Here is a 21101-nt window from a genome sequence, read left to right as displayed (position 1 = left end):
TGCTGTAGGTCCTTCCCCCAGAAGGCAGCAGGCCAGAATAGCGAAGATCGACTCCCGGTCAAGGCTCCAGCGGCAGCGTCAGGCCGGTCTTGACCCGGTCCATCGCCACCGACGTCGTGAAGTGCCGCACGTTCGGGTTGTCGAAGAACATCCGCCGGGTGAAGGCCTCGAACCCGGCCATGTCCCGGCAGGTCACCACGAGCACGAAGTCCGCGTTGCCGGTCACGTAGTAACACTGCTGGACGTTGTCGTCCGCGAGCACCTGCCGCCGGAACCCGTCGAGTACCGCGAGGCTCTCCCGTTCCATCTCGACCATCACCACGAAGGTCATCGTCAGCCCGAGCGCCTGCGGCGACAGCACCGCCACCTCGCGTTCGATCACCCCGGTCTCGCGCAACCGCTTGATCCGGCGCTGCACGGCGGCCGCGGACAGGCCCACCTTCGCGCCGATGGACTCGGCGATCGTGCGGGCGTCGGCCTGCAGACAGGAGAGGATGGCCACGTCTAGGCGGTCGAGGTCGGGTGTGTGCACCGGATCAGGCTAACCGGACGACTCTCCCGGGCGCCCGATCCGCGGCCGCGCGCCACGCGGTGCACCGGGAAAGGTGAGAATTCTTTGAAATGTGACCCGGAACACAACTGACGGGTCTACTGAATGGTAGCGCTTACAAGTGAATGGCAGACCTCTCTTCTTCCGCGCGAAAGGATTTCTTGGTGCCCTCATCTCAGGCGGCCGTCATCGCCGGTCTCGGCTCCTGGCTGCCGCCACGCGTCGTGGGCAACGAGGAGATCGCCCAGCGACTGGACACCTCCGATGAGTGGATCCGTTCGCGGACCGGGATCGCCGAACGCCGGGTCGTCGACCACGGAACGTCCACTGTGGACCTAGCGGTCGAGGCGGGGCGCCGGGCGCTGACCTCGGCAGGCGAGGACGGCGCGGACGCCGTCGTGCTCGCGACGTCGACGGCCGACCAGCCGTGCCCGGCCAGCGCGCCGCAGGTGGCGACCAAGCTCGGCCTGAACGGCGTCGCCGCGTTCGACGTCAACGCCGTGTGCAGCGGGTTCATCTACGGGCTCGCCACCGGCGCCGGGCTGATCGCCGCCGGGATCGCGCGCCGCGTGCTGGTGATCGGCGCGGACGTCTTCACCTCGCTCGTCGACCCCGAAGACCGCGGCACGGTGCCGATCTTCGGCGACGGCGCGGGCGCGGTGCTGCTGCGCGCGGGCGACGACGGCGAACTCGGCGCGCTCGGCCCGTTCGACCTGCACAGCGAGGGTGAACTCGCGGGGCTGCTCTGGGTCGAGGCCGGGGGCGCGAAGAACCGCCGCTCGGACGACCCGCGGGACCACTACCTGGTGATGCAGGGTCAGACCGTCTTCCGGCACGCCTGCGCCAGGATGGCCGAATCGGCGCGGGCGGTGCTCGACGCCGCGGGCTGGATGGTCGGCGACATCGACCGCTTCGTCGGGCATCAGGCCAACATCCGGATCCTGCAGACCTGCGCGAAGCAGCTCGGCCTCGCGGACGACGTGATGTACTCGAATATCGAGAAGGTGGGTAACACGAGCGCGGCGTCGATCCCGATCGCGCTGGCCGACGCCGTGAAGGACGGGACGCTGCAGCCGGGTCACCGCGTCGTGATGGGAGCCTTCGGGGCCGGGCTGACCTGGGGTTCGACGCTGCTGCGCTGGCCGGACGTCATTCCGGGCTGAGTGCGCTCGCCGCCCAGGCGTGCGTGGGTTCCCGGCGGCCGCGCAGCTCCAGTTCCGCGTACGGCTCCCAGTGCGCGCGTTCGCTTTCCAGCGCGGCCTTGAGCACCGCCTCGCTCGCCAGGATCCGGCCTTCGGCGGACTTCGCGTCCTCGGTCAGGCGCGCGGCCTCGTTCACCGCGTCGCCGATGACGGTGTACTCGAACCGGCTGCTCGTCCCCAGCTGACCGGCGAAGACCCGGCCGCTCGCGACCCCGATGCCGAGGTCCAGCTCGCCGGTCCGCTGGACGGCGTCCCGGATCGCCCGCGCGGCCGAAAGGGCCGCCGTCGGCGCGTCCGCGAGCCGGGTGGGCGCGCCGAAGACGCAGAGCGCGGCGTCACCCTGGAACTTGTTGACCAGCCCGCCCCGTGCCCCGACCGCGTTCACCACGCTGGTGAAGAACCGGTTGAGCATCTTCACCAGCTCCTCGGGCGGGGTCCGGCTCGCCAGCGCCGTCGAATCGACGACGTCGACGAACAGCGCCGTCACCTCACGCACGTCCCCCGAAAGGGAGGCCCCGTACTCGAGCGCGTGCCGGGCGACCTCGTCCCCGACGTGCCTGCCGAACAGGTCGCGCATCCGTTCCTGCTCGCGGAGCCCGGCGGCGAGGTCGTTGACCGAGGTCTGGAGCAGGCCGATCTCGCTGGAGTCGTCGACGTCGACCACGATGTCCTTGTTGCCGCGCGCGATCTCGTCGAGTGCGATCCGGAGCCGGTGCAGCGGGGTGGCGACGGCCTTCGCGAGCAGGCCCGTCCCGATCGCGCCGACGCTCAGCCCGATCACCGAAAGCATGATCAGGCTCGCGACGTGGTCACCCTGGCCGAGATCCGGCGGCGTGGCCACCAGCAGCACCCCGAGGAACGGGATCCCGCTGGCCAGTGACCACGTGACGACGACCTTGGTCCGCACGGTGACCCTGAGCGTCCCTTTCGGCGGGGTGACCTTGAGCGCGATCGTCATCACCGGGCGCGCCACCCATTCCGCGGCGAGATAGGTGAGGCCGGCCGTGGTCAGCCCGCCGAGGCCGATGACCAGCGCCATCCCGAGGGCGTCCATCCAGGACCCGAGCGCCCTGGCGAGGGAGCCGAGCACGATCGTCGCGCTCAGCCACAGAGTGGCGCTGACGATCGCCATGTCGACCGGGAGCCGGAGCGCCCGCGCGGCCTCGGCCTCCGTCGGCGGGCGGCCGAAGACGAACCAGACCGCCGTGCGCCGCTGCAGCCAAGCCGTCCACAAAGTGCCGACCACCAGCGCCAGCGCCACTATCCCGGCGGCGGTGACACCGAGGATCCAGCCGCGGTCGCCGACCTCACTCGGCAGGCCCTGCAGGAGCAGCAGCAACGCCACGACCCCGGCACCGCACACACTGGAGCCGATGCCGAGCGCGGCGAAACCGAGGCTGGTCCTGAGCACCAGCCGGAACCGGCTCGACATCGTCTTCCCGCGCACCCGGTGATCGTATGACCTCCGGCGGAAAAGGGTTGGCCCGTTCTCGCGGGCGCTGGTTACCGTGCGGGCGAGAGTTTGGGAGAAACCGATGGAACCGCTGGGACAGGACGAGATCAGGGCGTCCTTCGTGAACTGCACGCGTGGCGAGGCCAAGGGGGTCACGCTGCCCGCCCCGCCAGATGAGATCCCTTGGGAGAAAAGGGAATTCCTTGGCTGGCGAGATCCGAAGGCGGCAGCGCGCGCGTACCTCGTGCTGCCGTATCGCGGGGAAGTCGTCGGACTGTCCCTTCGCGCCGCGCCCCGGCCGAAGGGCCGTGTCCTGCTGAGCAACATGTGCGGCCTGTGCACGACGACACATCCGCTGTCCGACATCGCGCTGTTCTCCGGGCGCCGCGCGGGGAAAGCCGGGCGGGAGGGGAACACGCTCGGCATCTACGCGTGCGCGAATCTCGCGTGCAGCCAGTACATCCGCGGCGAGCTGAAGCCGGACGTGCCGCAGCCGTCGGAGACGCTGACGCTCGAAGAGCGCGTCCTCCGGCTGGAGGACAAGCTGCACCGGTTCGTGGAACGGGTCCTCGAATCCCGCTGATCCACTCCAGGGCGGCGGAACGCGTTTAGCGGGCTAAACGCGTTCCGCCGCGCCTCAGAACCGGAACCGCAGGATCCGCCCCATCTTCTTGAACGCCGGGAACAGCCCCGCGAACCACAACTGTGCCCGCATCGACGGCGAAAGCAGGTCCTTCACCTCAGGCGTTGCGTAATCGGTCGAGTCGAGTTTCGAGACCAGCGTCAGCCCGAGCCGTTCGAGTTCGGAGATCTCGTCGATCCCCCAGTACAGCGTCGCCTTCGCCTTGCGGACGACGGGATTCAGCTTCTGCAGTTTGATCCCCAGCCTGCTGAACGTGTCGAAGACCATTTCGCCGCCCTGCGGGAAATGCGCGATCAACCGCCGCAGCAGTTCTTCGCCCTCGGAGGGCCGCAGGTACATCGTCAGCCCCTCGGCGATCACCAGACCGGGCTTGTCCGACGGGATCTCGTCGATCCACCCGAAGTCCGTCACGGACGAGCCGATGGTCCGATAGCCCTCCCGATCCGGGTAGATCCGGCGGCGCAGGTCGACGACTTCGGGGTAGTCGACGTCGAACCACCGCACCGAAGGCGGCGGGTCGACGCGGTAGACGCGGCTGTCCATCCCGCAGCCGAGCTGGACGACGGTCGCGTCCGGGTGATCCCAGAGGAAGGCGGTCGTCCAGTCGTCCATCGGCTTGGCGCGCAGCGCGACGGTCAGCCCGAGCTGGCCGTCGACGCCCAGCGAGCCGAAGTCGTAGTCGATCTGCTTCACGGCCTCGTCGGCGGCTTTGTCACCGAGGATCGGCCGCTCACTGCGGGCGTCGAGCGCGCGGCCGTACAACGTGGCCAGCATCGTCGCCTTCTCTTCGGTGAACCGGACCTTCTCCACCGCACACCCCCATCAGAAGTTTCACAATCTTCTGAAAACTGTACTCGCGCGGGGGCCGGTCCGCCATCAAGAAAGCGTTAAAGAGGGGCAAGACAAGCGGATCCCGGACAGCTGGTCGTGAGTGGTAAGTGTCGTTAGAACGACATTTACCACTCACGACCAGGCATGAGACGCCCTCGTCAATCCCGCGCCGTGTAGTCGTGGACGTAGGTCTTGGCGTCGAGCAGATGCTTCCGGGTGATCTCCCGCGCGGCCGCCGCGTCCGAACGGCGGACCGCTTCGAGGATCGCGCGGTGCTCGTCGACGGCCTTGCGGATCTGCCCCGGAAGCCGCAGCGCCGCCCGCCGCTCTTCGCCGACCAGAGCGAGCACCGAACGCAGCAGGTCGGTGACGTCGTCGTTGCCCGCGTTGCCGGCGATCACCCGGTGGAATTCCGCGTCGGCCGCGATCACGCGCAGCATGTCGCCGTCGGCCGCGGCCTGGTCCATCTCCTCGACGGTGCTTTCCAGCCGCGCGAGCACCCGCGGCGTGTGGTGGAGCGCGAGCCGCTCGGCGAGTGTCGGCTCGACGGTGGTCCGCAGGTCGAACAGCTTCTCGACCAGTTGCTCGTGTTCGGAGAACCAGCTGCGCAGCGGCTGTTCGTCCAGGGTCTCGCGGACGTAGGTGCCCGAACCCGGCCGCACCTGTACGTAGCCGATGGAGTCCAGCACCCGCAACGCCTGCCGCAGCGAACCGCGGCTGATCCCGAGCTGTTCGCAGAGGGTCCGTTCCGCGGGCAGCCTCGACCCGGCGGGGAGCCTGCCCGAGTCGATCATCGAGCGCAGATGATCGACCGTCGCGCTCCACACCTGCTCCGCGCGGACTTCGCGCTCGTCGTCGGCCACGGCCTCATCCTCGCAGGTTCGGCGAACCGGCCGGAATTGTCGGTGGCCGGTGTCATCATCGGAGGATGACTGGGGTGGCAGGACTGATCAAGGCATGGGTGCACGGCTGGGCGCTTTCCCGGGGCGTCGGGCTCCCGGTGGCCGAACCGGACGGTTACCGGCTCGACGTCGGCCGTCCGGGGCACCGCGTGAGGTATGTACTGGCGGACGCCGAGTCGGCCGCGCGCCGGGCCCGCGCGCTGACCGAGCCCGGCACCTGGCTGAAGGTGAGCGGTTCGCGGGAAGAGGTGGCGGGGACGGTGCCGCCGAACTGGCGGATCGGCCCGCCGGAGTACCTGATGAGCACTCCGCTCGCGGTGCGGCCCGTCATGGCCGCGCCCGAGCCGTACCAGGCGGAACTGGTCGGCGACGGCGTGGTCACCGACGTGGTCGTCCGCGCTCCCGACGGCTCGCGCGCGGCCACCGGCCGGGTCGCGATAGCGGGCGGCACGGCGGTGGTCGATCAGGTCGTGACGGAGCCCGAGCACCAGCGTCGCGGGCTGGGGCGGTTCGTCATGCGCAGGCTCGACGAGGTGGCCGTCGCCGCCGGGGCGGAGCGAGCGGTCCTGGTCGCGACGGAAGAAGGGCGGGCGCTGTACCTGTCGCTCGGCTGGACCGTCGCGGCGGAGATCACCGCGGCCCATCTGCCGGAGGAGAAGCAGGCGCCCGCGGGCGCATGAATGTTCGACTAGACACATCCACAGCGCGAAAGGAGGTAACCCTGCTTATGGTTCGCGGGTGAGTGCTTTATGACGTGGTGGCACGCGGTCCTGATCTTCATCGCGGGGCTCTGGGCGGGCACCATCAACACGGTCGTCGGCTCGGGCACGCTCGTGACGTTCCCGGTACTGGTCGCGCTCGGCTACTCGCCGCTGACCGCGACGACGTCCAACGCGATCGGCCTCGCTCCCGGCACGGTCAGCGGGGCGATCGGCTACCGCCAAGAGCTCAAGGGCTACTGGCCCGAGGTGGTCAAGCTCGCCGTGGCGTCGTTCCTCGGCGCGATCTGCGGCACGATCCTGCTGCTCTCGCTGCCGAAGGACGCCTTCGAGACCGTCGTGCCCGCACTGGTCGGGCTCGCCGTGGTGCTGGTGATCGTCCAGCCGCGAGTGGCCGCCTGGGTGGCGAAACGCCGCGAGGAGAACGGAAAGGTCCACAAGATCGGGCCGCTCCTGTTGTTCCTGATCTTCCTGATCGGCATCTACGGCGGATACTTCACGGCCGCGCAGGGCGTGATGATGGTGGCCGTCATGGGGATGCTGATGTCGGAGTCGCTGCAGCGGCTCAACGGCGTCAAGAACGCGCTCTCCGCCGTCGTGAACGTCGTAGCCGGCACGATCTACGCCTTCATCGCGCCGGTCAGCTGGCCCGTGGTCGCGCTGCTCGCGGTCGGGTCGACCATCGGCGGGCAGATCGGCGCGAAGATCGGCCGCAAGCTCCCGCCGAAGGTGCTGCGCGGCGTGATCGTCGTCGTCGGCCTCGCCGCGATGGTGCAGCTGCTGCTCAAGTAGCGGCCTCGTGAGTGGTAATGACGGGGTGGATTCACGCGATCGTCGCAACGTGCTCGTATGAGGACAGTAGCTTGTTGAGTCGTTCGGCTGGGGTGTCCCAGTCGAGGGTTTTGCGGGGGCGGCCGTTGAGTTCGGCGGCCACCCTCGCGAGGTCTTCGGGGGTATGTGTGGCGAGGTCGGTGCCTTTGGGGAAGTACTGGCGGAGCAGTCCGTTGGTGTTCTCGTTGGAGCCGCGTTGCCAGGGTGCGTGTGGGTCGCAGAAGTAGATGTCGAGGTCGGTGGCGAGGGTGATCTGGGCGTGCTGGGCCATTTCGGTGCCTTGGTCCCAGGCCAGTGACCGGCGTAGCTCGGCGGGCAGCCGCTGGATTGTCTTGATCATCTCCTCGGCGACGGTAGCGGCGTCTTTCCCGCCGGGCAGGTGCAGCAGCAGGCAGAACCTGGTCGAGCGTTCGACCAGGGTCCCGATCGCCGAACGATTGTCCTTGCCCATGATCAAATCGCCTTCCCAATGCCCCGGGATCGCCCGGTCCGCGGCTTCGGCGGGGCGTTCGGAGATCGGGACCATCCCGGCGATCTTGCCCTGGCGGGTCCGGCGCCCGTCAGGCATCCGCCGCGGTCGGCGGATCGCTCGCCCGGTCCGCAGACACTGCGCCAGCTCACGCCGCAGCGCGCCTCGTCCTTGGACGTAGATGGCCTGGTAGATCGTCTCGTGACTCACGTGCATCCTCGGCTGGTCGGGAAAGTCCCGGACCAGCCTGGCAGTGATCTGTTCCGGCGACCATCGTGCCCGCAGATCCGCCTGGACCCTGTCCCGTAGCACCGGGTCGGCGGCCAGCTTCGCCGGTTTCGGTCGTGTCGCCCGCTCCTCGGCCGCGCGCTGAGCCGAACTGGCCCGATAGCCCTGCCCGGTGCTGTTGCGGTCCAGTTCCCGCCCGATCGTGGAGCGATCCCGGCCCAGCCGGCGCGCGATCTCCGCTTTCGGCACCCGCTGGGCCCACAGGATCATGATCTCCTCCCGCTCGGCCAGCGAGAGATAGCGGCCCGATCCAGACTTCGGCGCATTACTGATCACGCCGCCAGCCTCGTCGAACAACCGTCTCCCACTGGCCCGCGACACGCCCACGGCCACCGCTGCCCGCTCCACCGACAACCCGGCCCGGACCCCATCCCAAAACCCCGCCCGCACATCCCGCAGCAACCAACGACGACGAAACCCAGCCATCACAACACCTCCACATCAGATGTTGCGACGACCACTAGAACCCAAGCGGTTCTAACCGTCATTACCACTCACGAGACCGAAGTACCTGCTTGCCCTTCCCGGCGTCAGCGGGGGAAATCGGCCGCCGCTTCGAGGAAGAGGTCGTTCTCCTCGGGGGTCCCGATGGTCACTCGGGCGCCTTCGCCGGCGAACGGGCGCACGATGAGCTTGCGCTCCAGCGCGTGCTCCGCGAACGCCGTCGTCCGCTCGCCCAGCGGCAGCCAGACGAAGTTCGCCTGCGTCTGGGGAACCTCGTATCCATTGGCCACCAAGGCATCCCGGACGCGGGTCCGCTCCGAGACGATCTCCTTGCAGCGCTCCAGCAGTTCGTCGGCCGCGTCCAGGGAGGCGATGGCCGCGGCCTGCGCGATCATGTTCACCGAGAAGGCGACGTACACCTGCTTCAGCGCGACGGTGATCGGTTCCGGCGCCACCGCGTAACCCACGCGGAGACCGGCGAGGCCGTAGGCCTTCGAGAACGTCCGCAGCACCGCGACGTTGTCCCGGCCGCGCGCCAGTTCGACGCCGTCCGGCACCTCGGCGTCGGTCACGAACTCCTTGTAGGCCTCGTCGAGCACGACCAGCACGCCCGCGGGCACGGCGTCGAGGAAGCGTTCCAGCTCCGCGCGCCGCACGACGGTCCCGGTCGGGTTGTTGGGGTTGCACACGAAGACCAGCCGCGTCTTCGGCGTGATCGCGGCGAGCATGCCGTCGAGGTCGAGCCCGTGTCCGCCGGTCAGCGGCACCTTCACGCCGACGGCGTTCGCGACCTGCGTGACGATCGGGTACGCCTCGAACGAACGCCACGGGAAGACGACCTCGTCACCGGGGCCGCACAAGGCCTGGATCATCTGCTGGCAAAGGGAAACCGAACCGCAGCCGATGGCGATCCGCTCGACCGGTTCGCCCAGTTCGCGGGCCAGCCGCTCGACGAGCCCGGACGAGGTGATGTCCGGATACCGATTGATGCCCTGTGCCGCTTCGGCTATGGCCTGCGCCACACTCGGCAGCGGTCCACCGGGAACCTCGTTGCTCGCCAGCTTGATCGCGCCCTGGATTGTCCGGCCAGGGACGTACTTCGGCAACGATTCGAGATCCGCACGCGGCGAAACAGGGGACATCTTCGGCGCTCCTACGTCTGGGGGACGGCTCCGTCACCGTATCCTCCCGCGTGCGGGCAAGCCCCGAATATTTACCTAAGAGTGGTCTGATGGAGGAATGACCTTGACGACCACCGTGGAACATCAGCACGTCGACGGCCACACGTTGCGCCTGACCTTCGCCGAACCGGAAGGCGTCGTCCGCGGCGGGCTCGTGGTGTTGCACGAGGAGGCCGACGAGGTCGAAGAGGGCTTGAGCCTGCTACTGGCCGGGCTCGCCGGCGAAGGCTGGCTCACCGTCACCCCGCATCTCGATCGCGACAACCTCACGCAGCAGGATCTCCTCGACGCCACCGACGCGACGCTCGCGTGGCTCTCCGGGCGCGGCGTCGAGGCGGATCTCATCGGTGTCGTCGGTTTCGACCTCGGCGGGACGGCGGCCTTGGTCGTCGCCTCGAACCGCAGGCTGGGCGCGGCGGTGAGCGTCGGCGGGCAGGGCGTCACCGAACTTCCGGTCCTCGTCGAGATCGCCGGACGGCTGACCAGCCCTTGGCTCGGCATGTACGGCGACGCGGGTGACGAGGCCGGAGGCGCCGAGGTCGAGCAGTTGCGTGACGCGGCGGCGTCGGCGGGGGTCGTGACGGACGTCGTCCGCTACCCGGGCGCCAACCACCGGTTCGACGCGGATCCGGACGCGGCCGCGGAGGCCTGGCAGCGCACGCTGAATTGGTTCGACGCCCACCTGCGGTGACCTGATCCGCGCTACCATTCCCTCCAGATGTGACAGGGGAGGGTCAAATGGCACAGTCACCCAAGGTGCCCGTGACGCCACAAGCCGCGTTCGGCGCTTCGGCGCCGGCGCTGGCACCGGTGGCGGGTCAGATCCGGGACACCAAGACCGATGCCAAGAAGGGGACCGTCAAGGTCACCGAGGACGCCGCCAAGAAGCTCGTCGACGCGCTGTTGAAGGCGCGGCATGAACTCAACGCGCTGATCAAGGACTCGACGGAGTTCAAGGCGCCCCTGAAACTGGGCGCCAACTTCGTCGGGCACACGATGAGCGAACGCTTCCAGGGGGCCGCGACCGAAGGGACCGAAGCGGCCCTGCCCGTCCTCAACGACTTCGCCAAGGTGCTCAAGGACTTCCAGCTCACCGTGATGGCGGCGCGGAAGATGTACGTCGCCGCGGACGAGGAAGGCCAGGAGCAGCTCGAACGGGTCGCCCGCCGGTTCGACCTGGAGGACATCGTCGAGCCCGAGCGGAAGGACGAGCACTGATGCGGATCCTCCCGTCGCCGTGGCCGCCCCGAGAGCCCGAACCGCGGCCCGGCCCCGATCACCTCAACGCCGACATCGACTGGATGAGCTACTCGCACCAAGAGCTCTACGAGATGGTCCACAACGAGCTGGACCTGGCGGGCGCGGAAGCCGTCGCCGCGCAGTGGACGAAGATCAGCGCCTTCCTCGACCGGGCCGGAGCCGAGCTCAGGGCGGCCATCGTCGCCACGGCCGACGGTTGGACGGGCGAGGGTGCGGACAGGGCCCGCGACGCCGCGGTCAAACTCGTCGACTGGGCGGCCGAGACCGGCTGGCGCGCCGAGAACGTCGCGAACTGCGTGCGCCGTCAGGCGGACATCGCCGAAACCGCGCGGCGCACGATGCCCGAGCCGCCGGGATCCTCCCCGCGTCCGAATACACCGCAGCCGCCGCAGCCGCCGAAACGCCGTCCTGTCCCGGTCTCCGACTCGACGCAGGCCATGTCGACGTCGTCACCGCCGAGGTCCGGCTTCGCCGAGGCGGGCCGGATCGTCGCCGAGCCGACCGACGAGACCTCGCAGGATCTGCACCGTCAGGCCGCCGACGTGATGACGCGGATGCAGTGGACCTCCGGCGAGGTCTACGAGAACGTCCCTCGCTTCACCTCGTACGGCAAACAGCCGCAGATCCTCAAGACGCCCGAAGAGCCGGAGCTGCGGCCGAAGCCCGAGCCCAAGCCGGAGACGCTTCCGGACGACTCGACCCGCAGTAGCGGCGCGGTCGACGACGTCGCGCCGATCCAGGTGCGGGAGCCCGCCGAGCCGCCGCGCGCGCCCGGCGCGAGCAGCGGCGCCTTCGTACCGCCGCCACCGTCGCCCGGCACCGCGGGCGGCACCCACGAGCAGCTCGGACAGGGCGGCCGATCCGGTGCCGGCGGCTTCGGACCGTCGGGGCAGCCGGGGCAGGTCGCCGGCACACGCGCAGCGGCCGCGGGCATGGGCGGCTTCGGCGGGATGCCGATGGGGATGGCGGGACCCCAGCAAGGCAAGCAGGGCGAGGACGAACACAAGGCACCGGACTACCTCGTCGAGGATTCCGACGTCTGGGGCCTTGGCGGTTACGTCACCCCGCCGGTCATCGGCGAAGACCCGCGAGGCCGCTGATGGACTGGATCCGCCTGCACATCGGTGAGCTGTTCCTGTTGTGGTCGGCGCACGGACGCGACGAACTGCCCGCGGTGCTGGAGGTGCCGCACGTCGGGCGGACGCCGGAGTTCCGCGCGGAGCTGGTGGCCGCGGCGAGCCGGACGTTGTCCGAACGCGGCCTCGGCACGGTGGACGCCCCCGCGCCGGAGCTGGTGACGCTGCTGCACACCATCGCGAACAGCGAACTGACGCTGGACCTGCGGCTCGACGGCGATCCGGCGTACCGGGCCGTGGGGTGCGTGTCCGATCGCGGCGCCGTCGCGATCGGTGTCGCCGGCACCGACGTCGAGCTGTCGGCGCTGCGGGAACCGCTCGTCGCCGCGACGCTGCTGCAGGCGTTGCCGTCGTGTGAGCAGGGGCGGGGCCTCTCGGTCAACCTGCGCGTCGACGACTACACGGCGGCGTGCGAGGCGGGGGAGCGCGGCGGGCAGCCGGCGTTCTCCGATGTCCTGCGTGACGTTGGACTGCGCGAACCCGAGGTCATCGTGCTGGTCAGGATCGCGACGCAGCGGATCGGCAGCGGACGGCTCGGCGCGACCAGGAAGTCGTGGGAGGGCCGCTGGGTCCGCGGCGAGGGCACGCTGACCTGGGTGGACACCCCCGAGGGGCGCTACGGTCTTCGTCGAGACCGAGGCTGGCTCACGGTCACTCCACTGGACGCCGGGCGGCTCAAGACGATGGCGTACGAGCTGTTCACAGGGGCTCGCTAGATCGGTTAACGAGGGTTAACATCGCGGGGTGACGCACACCGCCGACGCCCCGGAAGTGCTCTGGCGCCCTGAGCCGAGCCGCCTGCCCGACACCAAGATCGACGCGTTCCGCCGCTGGCTGCGCACCGAACGCGGAGTGGAAGTCGACGACTACAACGCGTTGTGGGAGTTCTCCGTGCGGCGCGGACCCGACTTCTGGGCGGCCGTCGCCGACTTCCTCGGCATGCGCTGGCACGACCGGCCCGGTGAGGTGCTCACCGGCGAGATGCCGAACGCGCGATGGTTCGAGGGCGGCACCCTGAACTACGCCGAGCACTCGCTCATGCCCGGCGTCGCGGGCGCCGCGAAGGCCGACTACGAGATCGCCGTGATCTTCCACCGCGAGGACGGCCTCTCGTCGCAGCTGACCTACGGCGCCCTGCGCTCCGCCGTCGCCTCCGCGCGTGAGGGCCTGCGGAAACTGGGAGTGTCCAAAGGGGACAGGGTCGTCGCGCTGGCGCCGAACTGCCCGCAGACGCTGATCGCCTTCCTTGCCACCGCGAGCCTCGGCGCCGTCTGGTCGTCCTGCTCGCCGGACTTCGGTGTCCGGGCGATCACCGACCGGTTCGCCCAGATCGAGCCGAAGGTGCTGATCGCCGTCAACGGCTACGTCTACAATGGACGGTGGTTCGACAGCCGGTCGACGGTGAACTCGCTGCGGGACGAGATCTCCACCCTCGAAGCGACCGTGCTCGTCGACTACGCGGGCGGCCGCCTCGACGGCACGCTCGACTGGGACACGCTGCTCGCCGACAACGCCGGCGCGGAACTGGCCTTCGAGCCCGTCGAATTCGGTCACCCGCTGTGGGTCCTGTACTCCTCGGGGACCACCGGCCTGCCGAAGGGCATCGTCCACGGGCACGGCGGGATCACCCTCGAACACCTCAAAGCCCTTGCCCTGCAAGGCGACCTCGGCCCGGGCGACCGGTTCTTCTGGTTCACCACCACCGGCTGGATGATGTGGAACTTCCTCATCTCCGGGCTGCTGACGGGTACCACGATCGTGCTGTTCGACGGCAGCCCGGGACATCCGGACCTGAACGTGTTGTGGCACCTCGCGGAACAACACCGCGTGACCTACTTCGGCACGTCGGCGCCGTTCATCCAGAGCTGCCTGAAGGCCGGGATCAAACCGGCGGAGCGGTACGACCTCACCGCGTTGCGCGCCTTGGGATCCACCGGCGCGCCGCTGAGCGTCGAGGGTTTCCGCTGGATCGTCGACGAGGTCGGCAAACGCGTCCAGATCTGTTCGGTGTCCGGCGGCACGGACCTGTGCGCCGCGTTCGTCGCGGCGGCCCCGGACGTCCCGGTCTGGCTGGGCGAACTCTCCGTCCGCGCGCTCGGCGCCGCCGTCGCCGCGTTCGACGAGGCGGGGAAGCCCGTGGTGGAAGAGGTCGGCGAACTGGTCATCACCGAACCGATGCCGTCGATGCCGGTGTTCTTCTGGAACGACCCGGACGGTTCGCGGCTGCGCGAGGCGTACTTCGAGATGTATCCCGGGATCTGGCGGCACGGCGATTGGATCCGGATCACCGGCCGCGGCTCCGCGGTCATCTACGGCCGCAGCGACTCGACGCTCAACCGCGGCGGCGTCCGGATGGGCACGGCCGAGTTCTACCGCGTCGTCGAAGCGTTCGACCAGGTCGCGGATTCGCTGGTGATCGACACTTCGGCGGCGGGCAACGAAGACGGACAGCTGCTGTGCTTCCTCGTCCTGGCCGAGGGCGTCTCGCTCGACGACGTCGAACCCGCCCTGCGCAAGGAGTTGCGAGGGGCCCTCTCGCCACGGCACGTGCCCGACCGGTTCGTTCAGGTGAGCGAGGTCCCCCGCACGCTCAACGGCAAGAAATGCGAGGTTCCGGTCAAGAAGATCCTTTCGGGCGTTTCACCTGACCGCGCCGTCAGCCGGGATGCGCTCCTGAACCCCGAAGCCCTTGTACCGTTCGTGGAGCTGGCAAGGAGTTAACGGGGGCGGGAACTTGGCGGGCGCGTGGCGGGTGGCGGGTGCCACCTCGGTGGCGGTGATCACCTGGGTGACGCGACTGGCCGGACTGCTGACCCTGGTCTCGGTGCTGGTCCCGGCCGGACGGCGCACCCTGCGCGGCCATGTCGCCGAATGGCTGGAACTGCCCAACGAGGCCACGGTCGGCGCGGCGACGGTCGCGCTGGTGACGGGCGTGCTGCTGGTGATGCTCGCCGCCGGCCTCAAACGGCGGAAGCGAAGGGCCTGGCAGCTCGCCGTCGCCGCCGCCGTCCTGCTGACGGTGTCGCACCTCGGGCTACGGCACGTCCTCGGCGCCGGCCTTGTGTCACTCGCGCTGCTGATCGCCCTGATCGCGACGCGGCGTCACTTCATCGCGCTCCCCGATCCGGTGACCGGCCGGTGGCGCGCGATCCGGGTCTTCCTGCAGTTGGCGCTGGCCGGGATCGCGATCAACTTCACCCTGCTTTCGATCGCCAGGGCGCTGGATCCCCTGGGCGTGGGCGACCGCCTGCTGCAGTCGGTGCTGGCCCTGGTCGGCGTGAGCGGCCCGGCGGTCTTCCACGCGATGTGGCTGGAGGACCTTTCGGCGGCCGTCGGCCTGCTGTTCGGCATCGGCGCGGTCCTGCTGGCGGCGTACTTCCTGCTGCGGTCGGCCGAACCCGCGCCGGAGCTGACCGATGACGAGGTCGAGCGGCTCAGGGCGCTGCTGGGGGAGCGGGACTCGCTGGGGTACTTCGCCCTCCGGCGGGACAAGTTCGTGGTCTTCTCGAAGTCGGGGAAGGCCGCGGTCACCTATCGCGTGATCGCCGGTGTGGCGCTGTGCTCGGCGGACCCCCTCGGGGACCCGGAAGCATGGCCGGGCGCGATCGAGGAGTACCTGGACGTCTGCCGCCGGTACGCCTGGACCCCGGCGACCATGGGCTGCTCGGAACTGGGCGCGACCGTCTGGGCACGCTTCGGGCTGGAGGTCCTGGAGATCGGCGACGAAGCCGTCGTCGACACGGCGACCTTCACCCTCGAAGGCCGCACGATGCGCGGAGTCCGCCAAGCCGTCTCACGCACGAAGCGAGCCGGCTACACCGTCCGGATCCGCAAGGCCGAAGACATCCCCGCCGCCGAACTCGACGAACTCCGCGCCCTCGCCGCCACCTGGCGCGGTACCGACACCGAACGCGGCTTCTCGATGGCCCTCGGCCGGATGGGCGATCCGGACTCGGTCCTGGTCACCGCCGAGCACGACGGCGGCATCCGGGGCGTCCTCCAGTTCGTGCCCTGGGGCGAGAAGGGCCTGTCCCTGGACGTCATGCGCCGGGACCGGTCCGCCGACAACGGAGTCAACGAGCTGATGATCTCCGAACTGCTCCTGACGACCCCCGCCCAGCACGTCTCCCTGAACTTCGCCGCCTTCCGCGCCGTCCTGGAACAAGGCCAGCGCATCGGCGCCGGCCCCGTCGCGCGCCTCTCCGCCCGGACGCTGCGATTCTTCTCACGTTGGATCCAGATCGAGACCCTCTACCGCTTCAACGCGAAGTTCCAGCCCCGCTGGGTCCCGCGCTACCTGGCCTACCCCGCGGCCCGCGACCTCCCGCGCGTCGGCGTCGCCGTCTTCGAAGCCGAAGGTCTTGGCGGACGCTCTCCGCTGCTGCTCAGAGCGTTGCAACGGGTCTAAGGGGGGTCCCTTTCGCGAGGGTCCACGGGGTGTGTAACCTATCTGGGCAGTGGTCGTTCGACCTGGGAGGCTTCGCCTAGTCTGGTCTATGGCGCCGCACTGCTAATGCGGTTGGGGGTAACCCCCCCTCCCGGGTTCAAATCCCGGAGCCTCCGCTGGCACCTGTTCCGGCAGGTGCTAGATTGAAAACTGAACAAGCGCCCGTAGCTCAGCTGGATAGAGCATCTGACTACGGATCAGAAGGTCAGGGGTTCGAATCCCTTCGGGCGCACGTCTGGTTGAGACAGCACTAAGGCCCTCCCGTTCGCGGGAGGGCCTTTTTGTCTGTCCGTTGTACATGTCTTTCGCAGATATGCCAGGCTTGGGTGGGCCAACTGTCAACAGACCCTGGGCCGCTTTCTGCCCGCATCTTCAGGGCGCATCTTGGCCCGCTGCGGGACGAAACCAGAGCGTGACCGTTTCGACGACTTGATCGATGCGCTGAAACGCCTCAGCAGCCTCTGACTCTGCCTGGTCCACTCCTGCGATCACCTGGACGGCATCAAATCCCACGCGGCCGAGCTCATCAACGTGCGGTTGGAAGGTCTCGAACACCTTGGTCATCAGCCTGTCATCGTCGGTACGCGCCCACGGCTCTTCATCCATTCGCATCCGATTCATCAGGTTGGCCAGGTCGACAACACACGCGATCCGTGGCCGGCTCGACATACCTTGAATCGAAGCGACCATCGATCGTGCTGTCGAAAGCACGGAGCCTGTGGCAAGGTCGTTAAACGGCTTCACCGGGTCGTAGATCCAGACCAAGGCCGTCGATCCGTCAGAGGCCACTAAGGACACGTCCCAGACAGACTCCCCAGTTCCAGTGCTTGCTTTGACCACAACAGTCGGAGAAAGTGCCTCTTCTAGGGCTGATGTCAGATACAGCCTTACATGGCCCCCTTCGCCGCTTCCCCTCCCGGGTGTAACGATCGCAGTCGTGCTGGCTATCTGGCTCGCCGATCCGGGCTGCACCTCCACATCGAGGAGACGGCCCGCGATCCCGAGAAGCTGCTGCGGCTGGAGCATGAACAAACGCGTACCTACTCGTGCCCGTAACTCGTCGACTAGCTCGACCCGAGGGCCAACGGGCACACCTCGTACTCTCCTCCACCAGTCTTCCTTCACGTCGCTGGTCACTAGGAGGACATCTGCCGATCGTCGACGCGCCTCACGCAGAGTTTGCTCCCAGACCAGGTAATCGCCCGGCCCTCGATTATCGGGCTTATCGCGATCCATATAGCCTGGCGGTATCTGCGCGTCCGCACGACGCTTGGCTTCAGCTAGCGCCGAGATGAAGTCCTCATTAGGCAGCGCCGTTCCCACACGGCCCGCTAGCAGGGGATGGAGCGATGCGAGGACTGGATCTAAGTTCGTGTCTCTGGCGCTTGCCAAGGGATCTCTGGTAGTTGGTCCTTCGATCGCATCGTTGAGTGACTCATGAGTCTTATGGATCAAGGAGAGAAGATCTGACAGTCGGTCGCGGGACAGACCGACATTCCGTGCCCAAGTATCTATCGCGCTCTCGAGAGCACGGATTGGTTTCTTGAGGGCTTCGAGCGCGTCGCGGCGAATGCTTGACCTGCTTAGGATGGTCTGTTCCCTGTTGCGCCAGAACTCCTCCAAAGCCTGGTGCGGGATCCACACGTTGCCCTGGAGCCGTTCAAGCACCGCGAGCAGATCGTTTCGAGCATCGTCGTCGAACCGGTAGAGATTCAGTAAGACGTTAGTGTCAAGGACGACCATGCCCGAGGTGAGGACTGCTCGGTAGTCCGTGTCCGAGGGGTTCAGATACCCTTCAAAACCCGTCGAGAACCCGTCGGGAGTCAGATAGTGTGGATCCTCGCCCACGAAAGCTTCCCCTCGAATGCCTACGAGCCGTCGTCAAGGCCCGACGACCAGAACACTGGATGTGACCTCATCTCGAATGGGGCCGAACTAAGTTTCAGAGAGTTCTTGACAAACTACTGGTACGGCGGATACGTGAGCAATGACAGCACTGCCGCCGCAGGGAACTGATGCGGCTACCTTGTCATCCTCAAACGTGCCGTACGCAAACAGTTGGACAGCCGCGTGATGCTGCTGGCGCCCTCCTCGTGGGTGGACCATGGGCGAAACCCTACCAAGACCTAGTCTGAGCATGCGCCGTCGAACCCGTATTGGCGTCATGGGGCTTCCTCGCTCAACAGGGGCCGGTACGTGGTTGTAACGCTCCTAGTCTATCCGCGATTACGGTATGAGTCGTTCCGAGATCGCCGTGATCGGTGCACGACAGGGTTCACACCGTACTAGGGTGGCGGGGCGTGTGGGCTGTGACCTGATCGCCGCTACTAGCTTCCGGTCGCCCGTCGAGTCCGCTCGTAGGGCGCCCGGGAGTCGAAGGCCGTGAACGAGGAGACGCGTGAGCGAGAGCGAGTTCATCAATGTTACACCCCACCCGAGGATTCTCGGGGTACTCGGGGATATCGAGTTCGCCCACTGGCAGTGCGTCGCCGAGCTCGTGGACAACTCATTCGATGAATTCCAAGCAGCGGGGGACGGCGTCGTCCGCCCCAGCGTTTCCATCACGTTGCCAGCCGCTAACGCCACTCGCTCCACCGCCGGGATCACCGTTAAGGATAACGGGCGAGGTATGAGCCTGGAAGCGATCACGAATGCTATCAGCGCTGGCTGGACGAGCAACGGCCGTTATGGCTCTCTGGGCTTGTTTGGGATGGGGTTCAACATCAGCACCGCGCGCCTGGGCAGGCATACGACGGTTCGGTCAAGTCGGGCTGGTGATCCGCATTGGGTGGAGGTCGTTCTCGACCTACCTAGGATCGCGGAATCCGCGGAGTACCAGGCGCCCTACCGGCTTGTGCCCAAGAGCGACCCCGCTGAGCACGGCACGACCGTTACGATCAGCGACCTCAAATCGGAACAGTTCGACACCCTTCGGCGCCCAAGGACCCAGGCGATCATTAGGGAAAAGCTGGGCGACATCTACAGCTTCCTCCTTCGTGAGCGCGGTTTTCTGCTGACGATCAACAACAAAAAAGTAGAGCCACGTTTACCCTGCGTCTGGGATAAAACTAGGTTTGTTACCAGGCGTGGCGTCGATATTCACGCCATCTTGCCGGTCGATATGACTTTGAAGAGCAAGAAGGCTTGTCTCTCGTGCGGACACTGGAATCAAGTCGATGCTGATACGTGTGAGGAGTGCGGTCAAGAGCGGCTCCAATTGCGCGAGCGAAAAATTTGGGGATGGATCGGCGTCCAGCGCTATGTTCATCGATCAGATTACGGGCTCGACTTTCTCCGAAATGGTAGAAAAATCCTCGTTAAAGATAAAAGAGTTTTCACCTGGCAGGACGAGGACGAACTTGTCGAACCTGAGCTCGAGTATCCGATTGACTCAAAAACTCCGACTGGCCGCATTGTCGGCGAGATTCATTGCGATCATGTGACGCCAAACTATCAGAAGAATGCTTTTGAGTTCGACACTCAAGAGTGGCGGCAAGTGATCACTGCCATCCGCGGCTCTGGGCCTCTGCGTCCGCAGAAGGCTAAAAGTATGGGCTTACCGGAAAACCTCAGTCCGCTGGCAATGCTGTATACCGGCTACCGTCGGCAGGATGCGGGGTTGAACTATCTGATACCCGGTGATGGCCATCGTCCATTGCACGAGAAAGCGATCGACTGGGCAGAAAAGTTCCGAAAGGGTGTTAAAGAATATCAGACCGATGAAATCTGGTATCAAGCTGCTTATCGGCACGACCACCCAGTCTCGGAACCGCCAGTAGTCGACGAGGATGACGACGAAATCCTTCCGGGAATCGGTAGCGGTAATCCGGGTCCCACATCGTCAGGTTCGGATGACCAGAACGGAGATGATCTGCCTGTCTCCCTGCCTGTCCCTCCTCAGCCAAAAGAGGAGACTCTTGCCGAACGTCTTCAGCGCTACCGCGACGCCGGCGAGTCAGTCGTCGATCTCGCCGGCCAGTACACAGTAAAAGACCTTGGGTCGGTGACGTTGGATGTTTGGGCTGTGCGTGGTGAGCGACTCGTCGATAACAAGGGGGAAGACGCGCCGGTAGTAGCTTTTATGGCTCGACCGCCACGACTAGAGGTCTTTGTCAACGTCGATAACGAATTGTTCCAAGCGCTGGGCACCGACATCCGCGACCTCGCATTAGTTGAGGCGGCCGAATTCCTTCGAGTTCGGGAGAGGGCGGTCGCCAAGCCTCTTACCGAGGTCGTCCGAGCGCTGAAATCGATCAGCAAAGTGGCCCCCCTGACTCCGGCTGCTTTGGCGGACGAAGCAGAACGGGTACTCAACCTCGTGAGGTCAGGGATGGTGGCATACATCGCGGACGACCCAAGCGCGCATTGGGATATCCTTACCGAGGTCGAACGCGCAGAAGCAGAGCGGCGTTATGCGGTCGAATCGTCGTACTCGACGCGATGGGATGATAAGATCGCTGCTGGGGACTTCATCCGATACGCACCAGCCAATTCAGTTGTTCGTATCATCAAAGCCGCACCTGAGAAGTTTCTCGACGGTAAGGTTTTCGCTCGTCCGTACCAGACAATCGGTGATCCGACCGCGAGGGAGCTTGTAGTCGAACGACTTGTGAACCCGTTGAGTGATCTCGCGTTGCTCGAGCAGCATCGCCCTCGCCTAGATATCGAGGAATTAGCGCGAGCTCGGTCTAGTTGCAGGCTAATCGTGCGGGATCTAGCGGACAGCGATTAGCGATATGCGTCAC

18 protein-coding genes and 2 tRNA genes are annotated in these 21101 nt (G+C 66.9%); 13 read left to right on the top strand and 7 right to left on the bottom strand.

Features of this window, described 5'->3' with window-relative positions; translation table 11 throughout:
• Nucleotides 1-58: 58 nt before the first annotated feature.
• The gene (locus tag SD37_RS40400; protein WP_037315228.1) at nucleotides 59-532 is read right to left on the bottom strand and encodes an Lrp/AsnC family transcriptional regulator; all 474 of its coding nucleotides are present in this window, start codon (nucleotides 530-532) and stop codon (nucleotides 59-61) included.
• Nucleotides 533-714: 182 nt separating this feature from the next.
• Here SD37_RS40400 and SD37_RS40395 point away from each other — a divergent pair, with 182 nt between their 5' ends.
• The gene (locus SD37_RS40395; protein ID WP_145926855.1) at nucleotides 715-1713 is read left to right on the top strand and encodes a beta-ketoacyl-ACP synthase III; all 999 of its coding nucleotides are present in this window, start codon (nucleotides 715-717) and stop codon (nucleotides 1711-1713) included.
• On the opposite strand, the gene SD37_RS40390 is transcribed toward SD37_RS40395, so the two are convergent.
• Nucleotides 1700-3184 (bottom strand): adenylate/guanylate cyclase domain-containing protein, encoded by a 1485-nt coding sequence (locus SD37_RS40390; RefSeq protein ID WP_044849718.1) that lies wholly within the window; start codon nucleotides 3182-3184, stop codon nucleotides 1700-1702. The genes SD37_RS40395 and SD37_RS40390 overlap by 14 nt on opposite strands.
• A gap of 103 nt (nucleotides 3185-3287) precedes the next feature.
• Here SD37_RS40390 and SD37_RS40385 point away from each other — a divergent pair, with 103 nt between their 5' ends.
• Complete coding sequence (locus SD37_RS40385; protein WP_044849719.1) at nucleotides 3288-3788, top strand: FBP domain-containing protein; 501 nt, start codon at nucleotides 3288-3290, stop codon at nucleotides 3786-3788.
• A 54-nt stretch (nucleotides 3789-3842) separates the two neighbouring features.
• Here SD37_RS40385 and SD37_RS40380 read toward each other — a convergent pair whose 3' ends face one another.
• Nucleotides 3843-4658: a class I SAM-dependent methyltransferase gene (locus SD37_RS40380; protein ID WP_044849720.1), complete on the bottom strand. Its 816-nt coding sequence runs from the start codon at nucleotides 4656-4658 to the stop codon at nucleotides 3843-3845.
• Nucleotides 4659-4837: 179 nt separating this feature from the next.
• Entirely contained in the window at nucleotides 4838-5542 is a 705-nt protein-coding gene (locus SD37_RS40375) for a FadR/GntR family transcriptional regulator (protein ID WP_083255224.1), read from the bottom strand.
• Nucleotides 5543-5616: 74 nt separating this feature from the next.
• Here SD37_RS40375 and SD37_RS40370 point away from each other — a divergent pair, with 74 nt between their 5' ends.
• Together SD37_RS40370 and SD37_RS40365 are read left to right on the top strand one after the other, a co-directional pair.
• A complete protein-coding gene (locus SD37_RS40370) occupies nucleotides 5617-6261 on the top strand; it encodes a GNAT family N-acetyltransferase (protein ID WP_044849721.1) in 645 nt (214 codons plus the stop codon).
• A gap of 69 nt (nucleotides 6262-6330) precedes the next feature.
• Complete coding sequence (locus SD37_RS40365) at nucleotides 6331-7092, top strand: sulfite exporter TauE/SafE family protein (protein ID WP_044849722.1); 762 nt, start codon at nucleotides 6331-6333, stop codon at nucleotides 7090-7092.
• A gap of 31 nt (nucleotides 7093-7123) precedes the next feature.
• On the opposite strand, the gene SD37_RS40360 is transcribed toward SD37_RS40365, so the two are convergent.
• Complete coding sequence (locus SD37_RS40360; protein ID WP_044852078.1) at nucleotides 7124-8314, bottom strand: IS30 family transposase; 1191 nt, start codon at nucleotides 8312-8314, stop codon at nucleotides 7124-7126.
• A gap of 104 nt (nucleotides 8315-8418) precedes the next feature.
• Nucleotides 8419-9474 (bottom strand): histidinol-phosphate transaminase, encoded by a 1056-nt coding sequence (hisC, locus tag SD37_RS40355; RefSeq protein WP_044855314.1) that lies wholly within the window; start codon nucleotides 9472-9474, stop codon nucleotides 8419-8421.
• A gap of 97 nt (nucleotides 9475-9571) precedes the next feature.
• On the opposite strand from hisC, the gene SD37_RS40350 reads away from it, so the two are divergent.
• From SD37_RS40350 to SD37_RS40315, 8 genes are all read left to right on the top strand, one after another.
• A complete protein-coding gene (locus SD37_RS40350) occupies nucleotides 9572-10204 on the top strand; it encodes a dienelactone hydrolase family protein (RefSeq protein WP_044855313.1) in 633 nt (210 codons plus the stop codon).
• A gap of 47 nt (nucleotides 10205-10251) precedes the next feature.
• Nucleotides 10252-10731, top strand: a complete 480-nt coding sequence (locus SD37_RS40345) for a hypothetical protein (RefSeq protein ID WP_236725235.1) — start codon at nucleotides 10252-10254, stop codon at nucleotides 10729-10731.
• On the top strand, nucleotides 10731-11873 hold the full coding sequence (locus SD37_RS40340) for a PPE domain-containing protein (RefSeq protein WP_044855312.1): 1143 nt from the start codon (nucleotides 10731-10733) through the stop codon (nucleotides 11871-11873). Before SD37_RS40345 ends, SD37_RS40340 begins: the two co-directional genes overlap by 1 nt.
• Entirely contained in the window at nucleotides 11873-12625 is a 753-nt protein-coding gene (locus SD37_RS40335) for an ESX secretion-associated protein EspG (protein ID WP_044855311.1), read from the top strand. The genes SD37_RS40340 and SD37_RS40335 overlap by 1 nt, the downstream gene beginning before the upstream one ends.
• Nucleotides 12626-12653: 28 nt before the next feature.
• The gene (locus SD37_RS40330; protein WP_044855310.1) at nucleotides 12654-14630 is read left to right on the top strand and encodes an acetoacetate--CoA ligase; all 1977 of its coding nucleotides are present in this window, start codon (nucleotides 12654-12656) and stop codon (nucleotides 14628-14630) included.
• Between the two features lie 31 nt (nucleotides 14631-14661).
• Entirely contained in the window at nucleotides 14662-16317 is a 1656-nt protein-coding gene (locus tag SD37_RS40325; protein ID WP_044855361.1) for a phosphatidylglycerol lysyltransferase domain-containing protein, read from the top strand.
• 65 nt (nucleotides 16318-16382) lie between these two features.
• Nucleotides 16383-16472, top strand: a tRNA-Ser gene (locus SD37_RS40320).
• A gap of 42 nt (nucleotides 16473-16514) precedes the next feature.
• Nucleotides 16515-16588 (top strand) — tRNA-Arg (locus SD37_RS40315).
• A 140-nt stretch (nucleotides 16589-16728) separates the two neighbouring features.
• Here the strand turns inward: SD37_RS40315 and SD37_RS42965 are convergent.
• On the bottom strand, nucleotides 16729-18204 hold the full coding sequence (locus SD37_RS42965; protein ID WP_145926854.1) for a PIN-like domain-containing protein: 1476 nt from the start codon (nucleotides 18202-18204) through the stop codon (nucleotides 16729-16731).
• A 550-nt stretch (nucleotides 18205-18754) separates the two neighbouring features.
• Between SD37_RS42965 and SD37_RS42420 the strand changes: the two genes are divergently transcribed.
• Complete coding sequence (locus tag SD37_RS42420; RefSeq protein WP_083255223.1) at nucleotides 18755-21088, top strand: ATP-binding protein; 2334 nt, start codon at nucleotides 18755-18757, stop codon at nucleotides 21086-21088.
• Nucleotides 21089-21101 lie beyond the last annotated feature (13 nt).

The organism is Amycolatopsis orientalis (genome assembly GCF_000943515.2).
GTDB classification, from domain to species: domain Bacteria; phylum Actinomycetota; class Actinomycetes; order Mycobacteriales; family Pseudonocardiaceae; genus Amycolatopsis; species Amycolatopsis orientalis.
This window is presented reverse-complemented; position numbering and strand designations above follow the sequence as displayed.

Excerpts from the sequence above, each read along its gene's own strand:
- SD37_RS40360 (WP_044852078.1), bottom strand. The coding sequence starts at position 8,314 with ATGGCTGGGTTTCGTCGTCGTTGGTTGCTGCGGGATGTGCGGGCGGGG.
- SD37_RS40345 (WP_236725235.1), top strand. The coding sequence starts at position 10,252 with ATGGCACAGTCACCCAAGGTGCCCGTGACGCCACAAGCCGCGTTCGGC.
- SD37_RS40350 (WP_044855313.1), top strand. The coding sequence starts at position 9,572 with ATGACCTTGACGACCACCGTGGAACATCAGCACGTCGACGGCCACACG.
- hisC (WP_044855314.1), bottom strand. The coding sequence starts at position 9,474 with ATGTCCCCTGTTTCGCCGCGTGCGGATCTCGAATCGTTGCCGAAGTAC.
- SD37_RS40365 (WP_044849722.1), top strand. The coding sequence starts at position 6,331 with ATGACGTGGTGGCACGCGGTCCTGATCTTCATCGCGGGGCTCTGGGCG.
- SD37_RS40390 (WP_044849718.1), bottom strand. The coding sequence starts at position 3,184 with ATGTCGAGCCGGTTCCGGCTGGTGCTCAGGACCAGCCTCGGTTTCGCC.
- SD37_RS40335 (WP_044855311.1), top strand. The coding sequence starts at position 11,873 with ATGGACTGGATCCGCCTGCACATCGGTGAGCTGTTCCTGTTGTGGTCG.
- SD37_RS40340 (WP_044855312.1), top strand. The coding sequence starts at position 10,731 with ATGCGGATCCTCCCGTCGCCGTGGCCGCCCCGAGAGCCCGAACCGCGG.
- SD37_RS40385 (WP_044849719.1), top strand. The coding sequence starts at position 3,288 with ATGGAACCGCTGGGACAGGACGAGATCAGGGCGTCCTTCGTGAACTGC.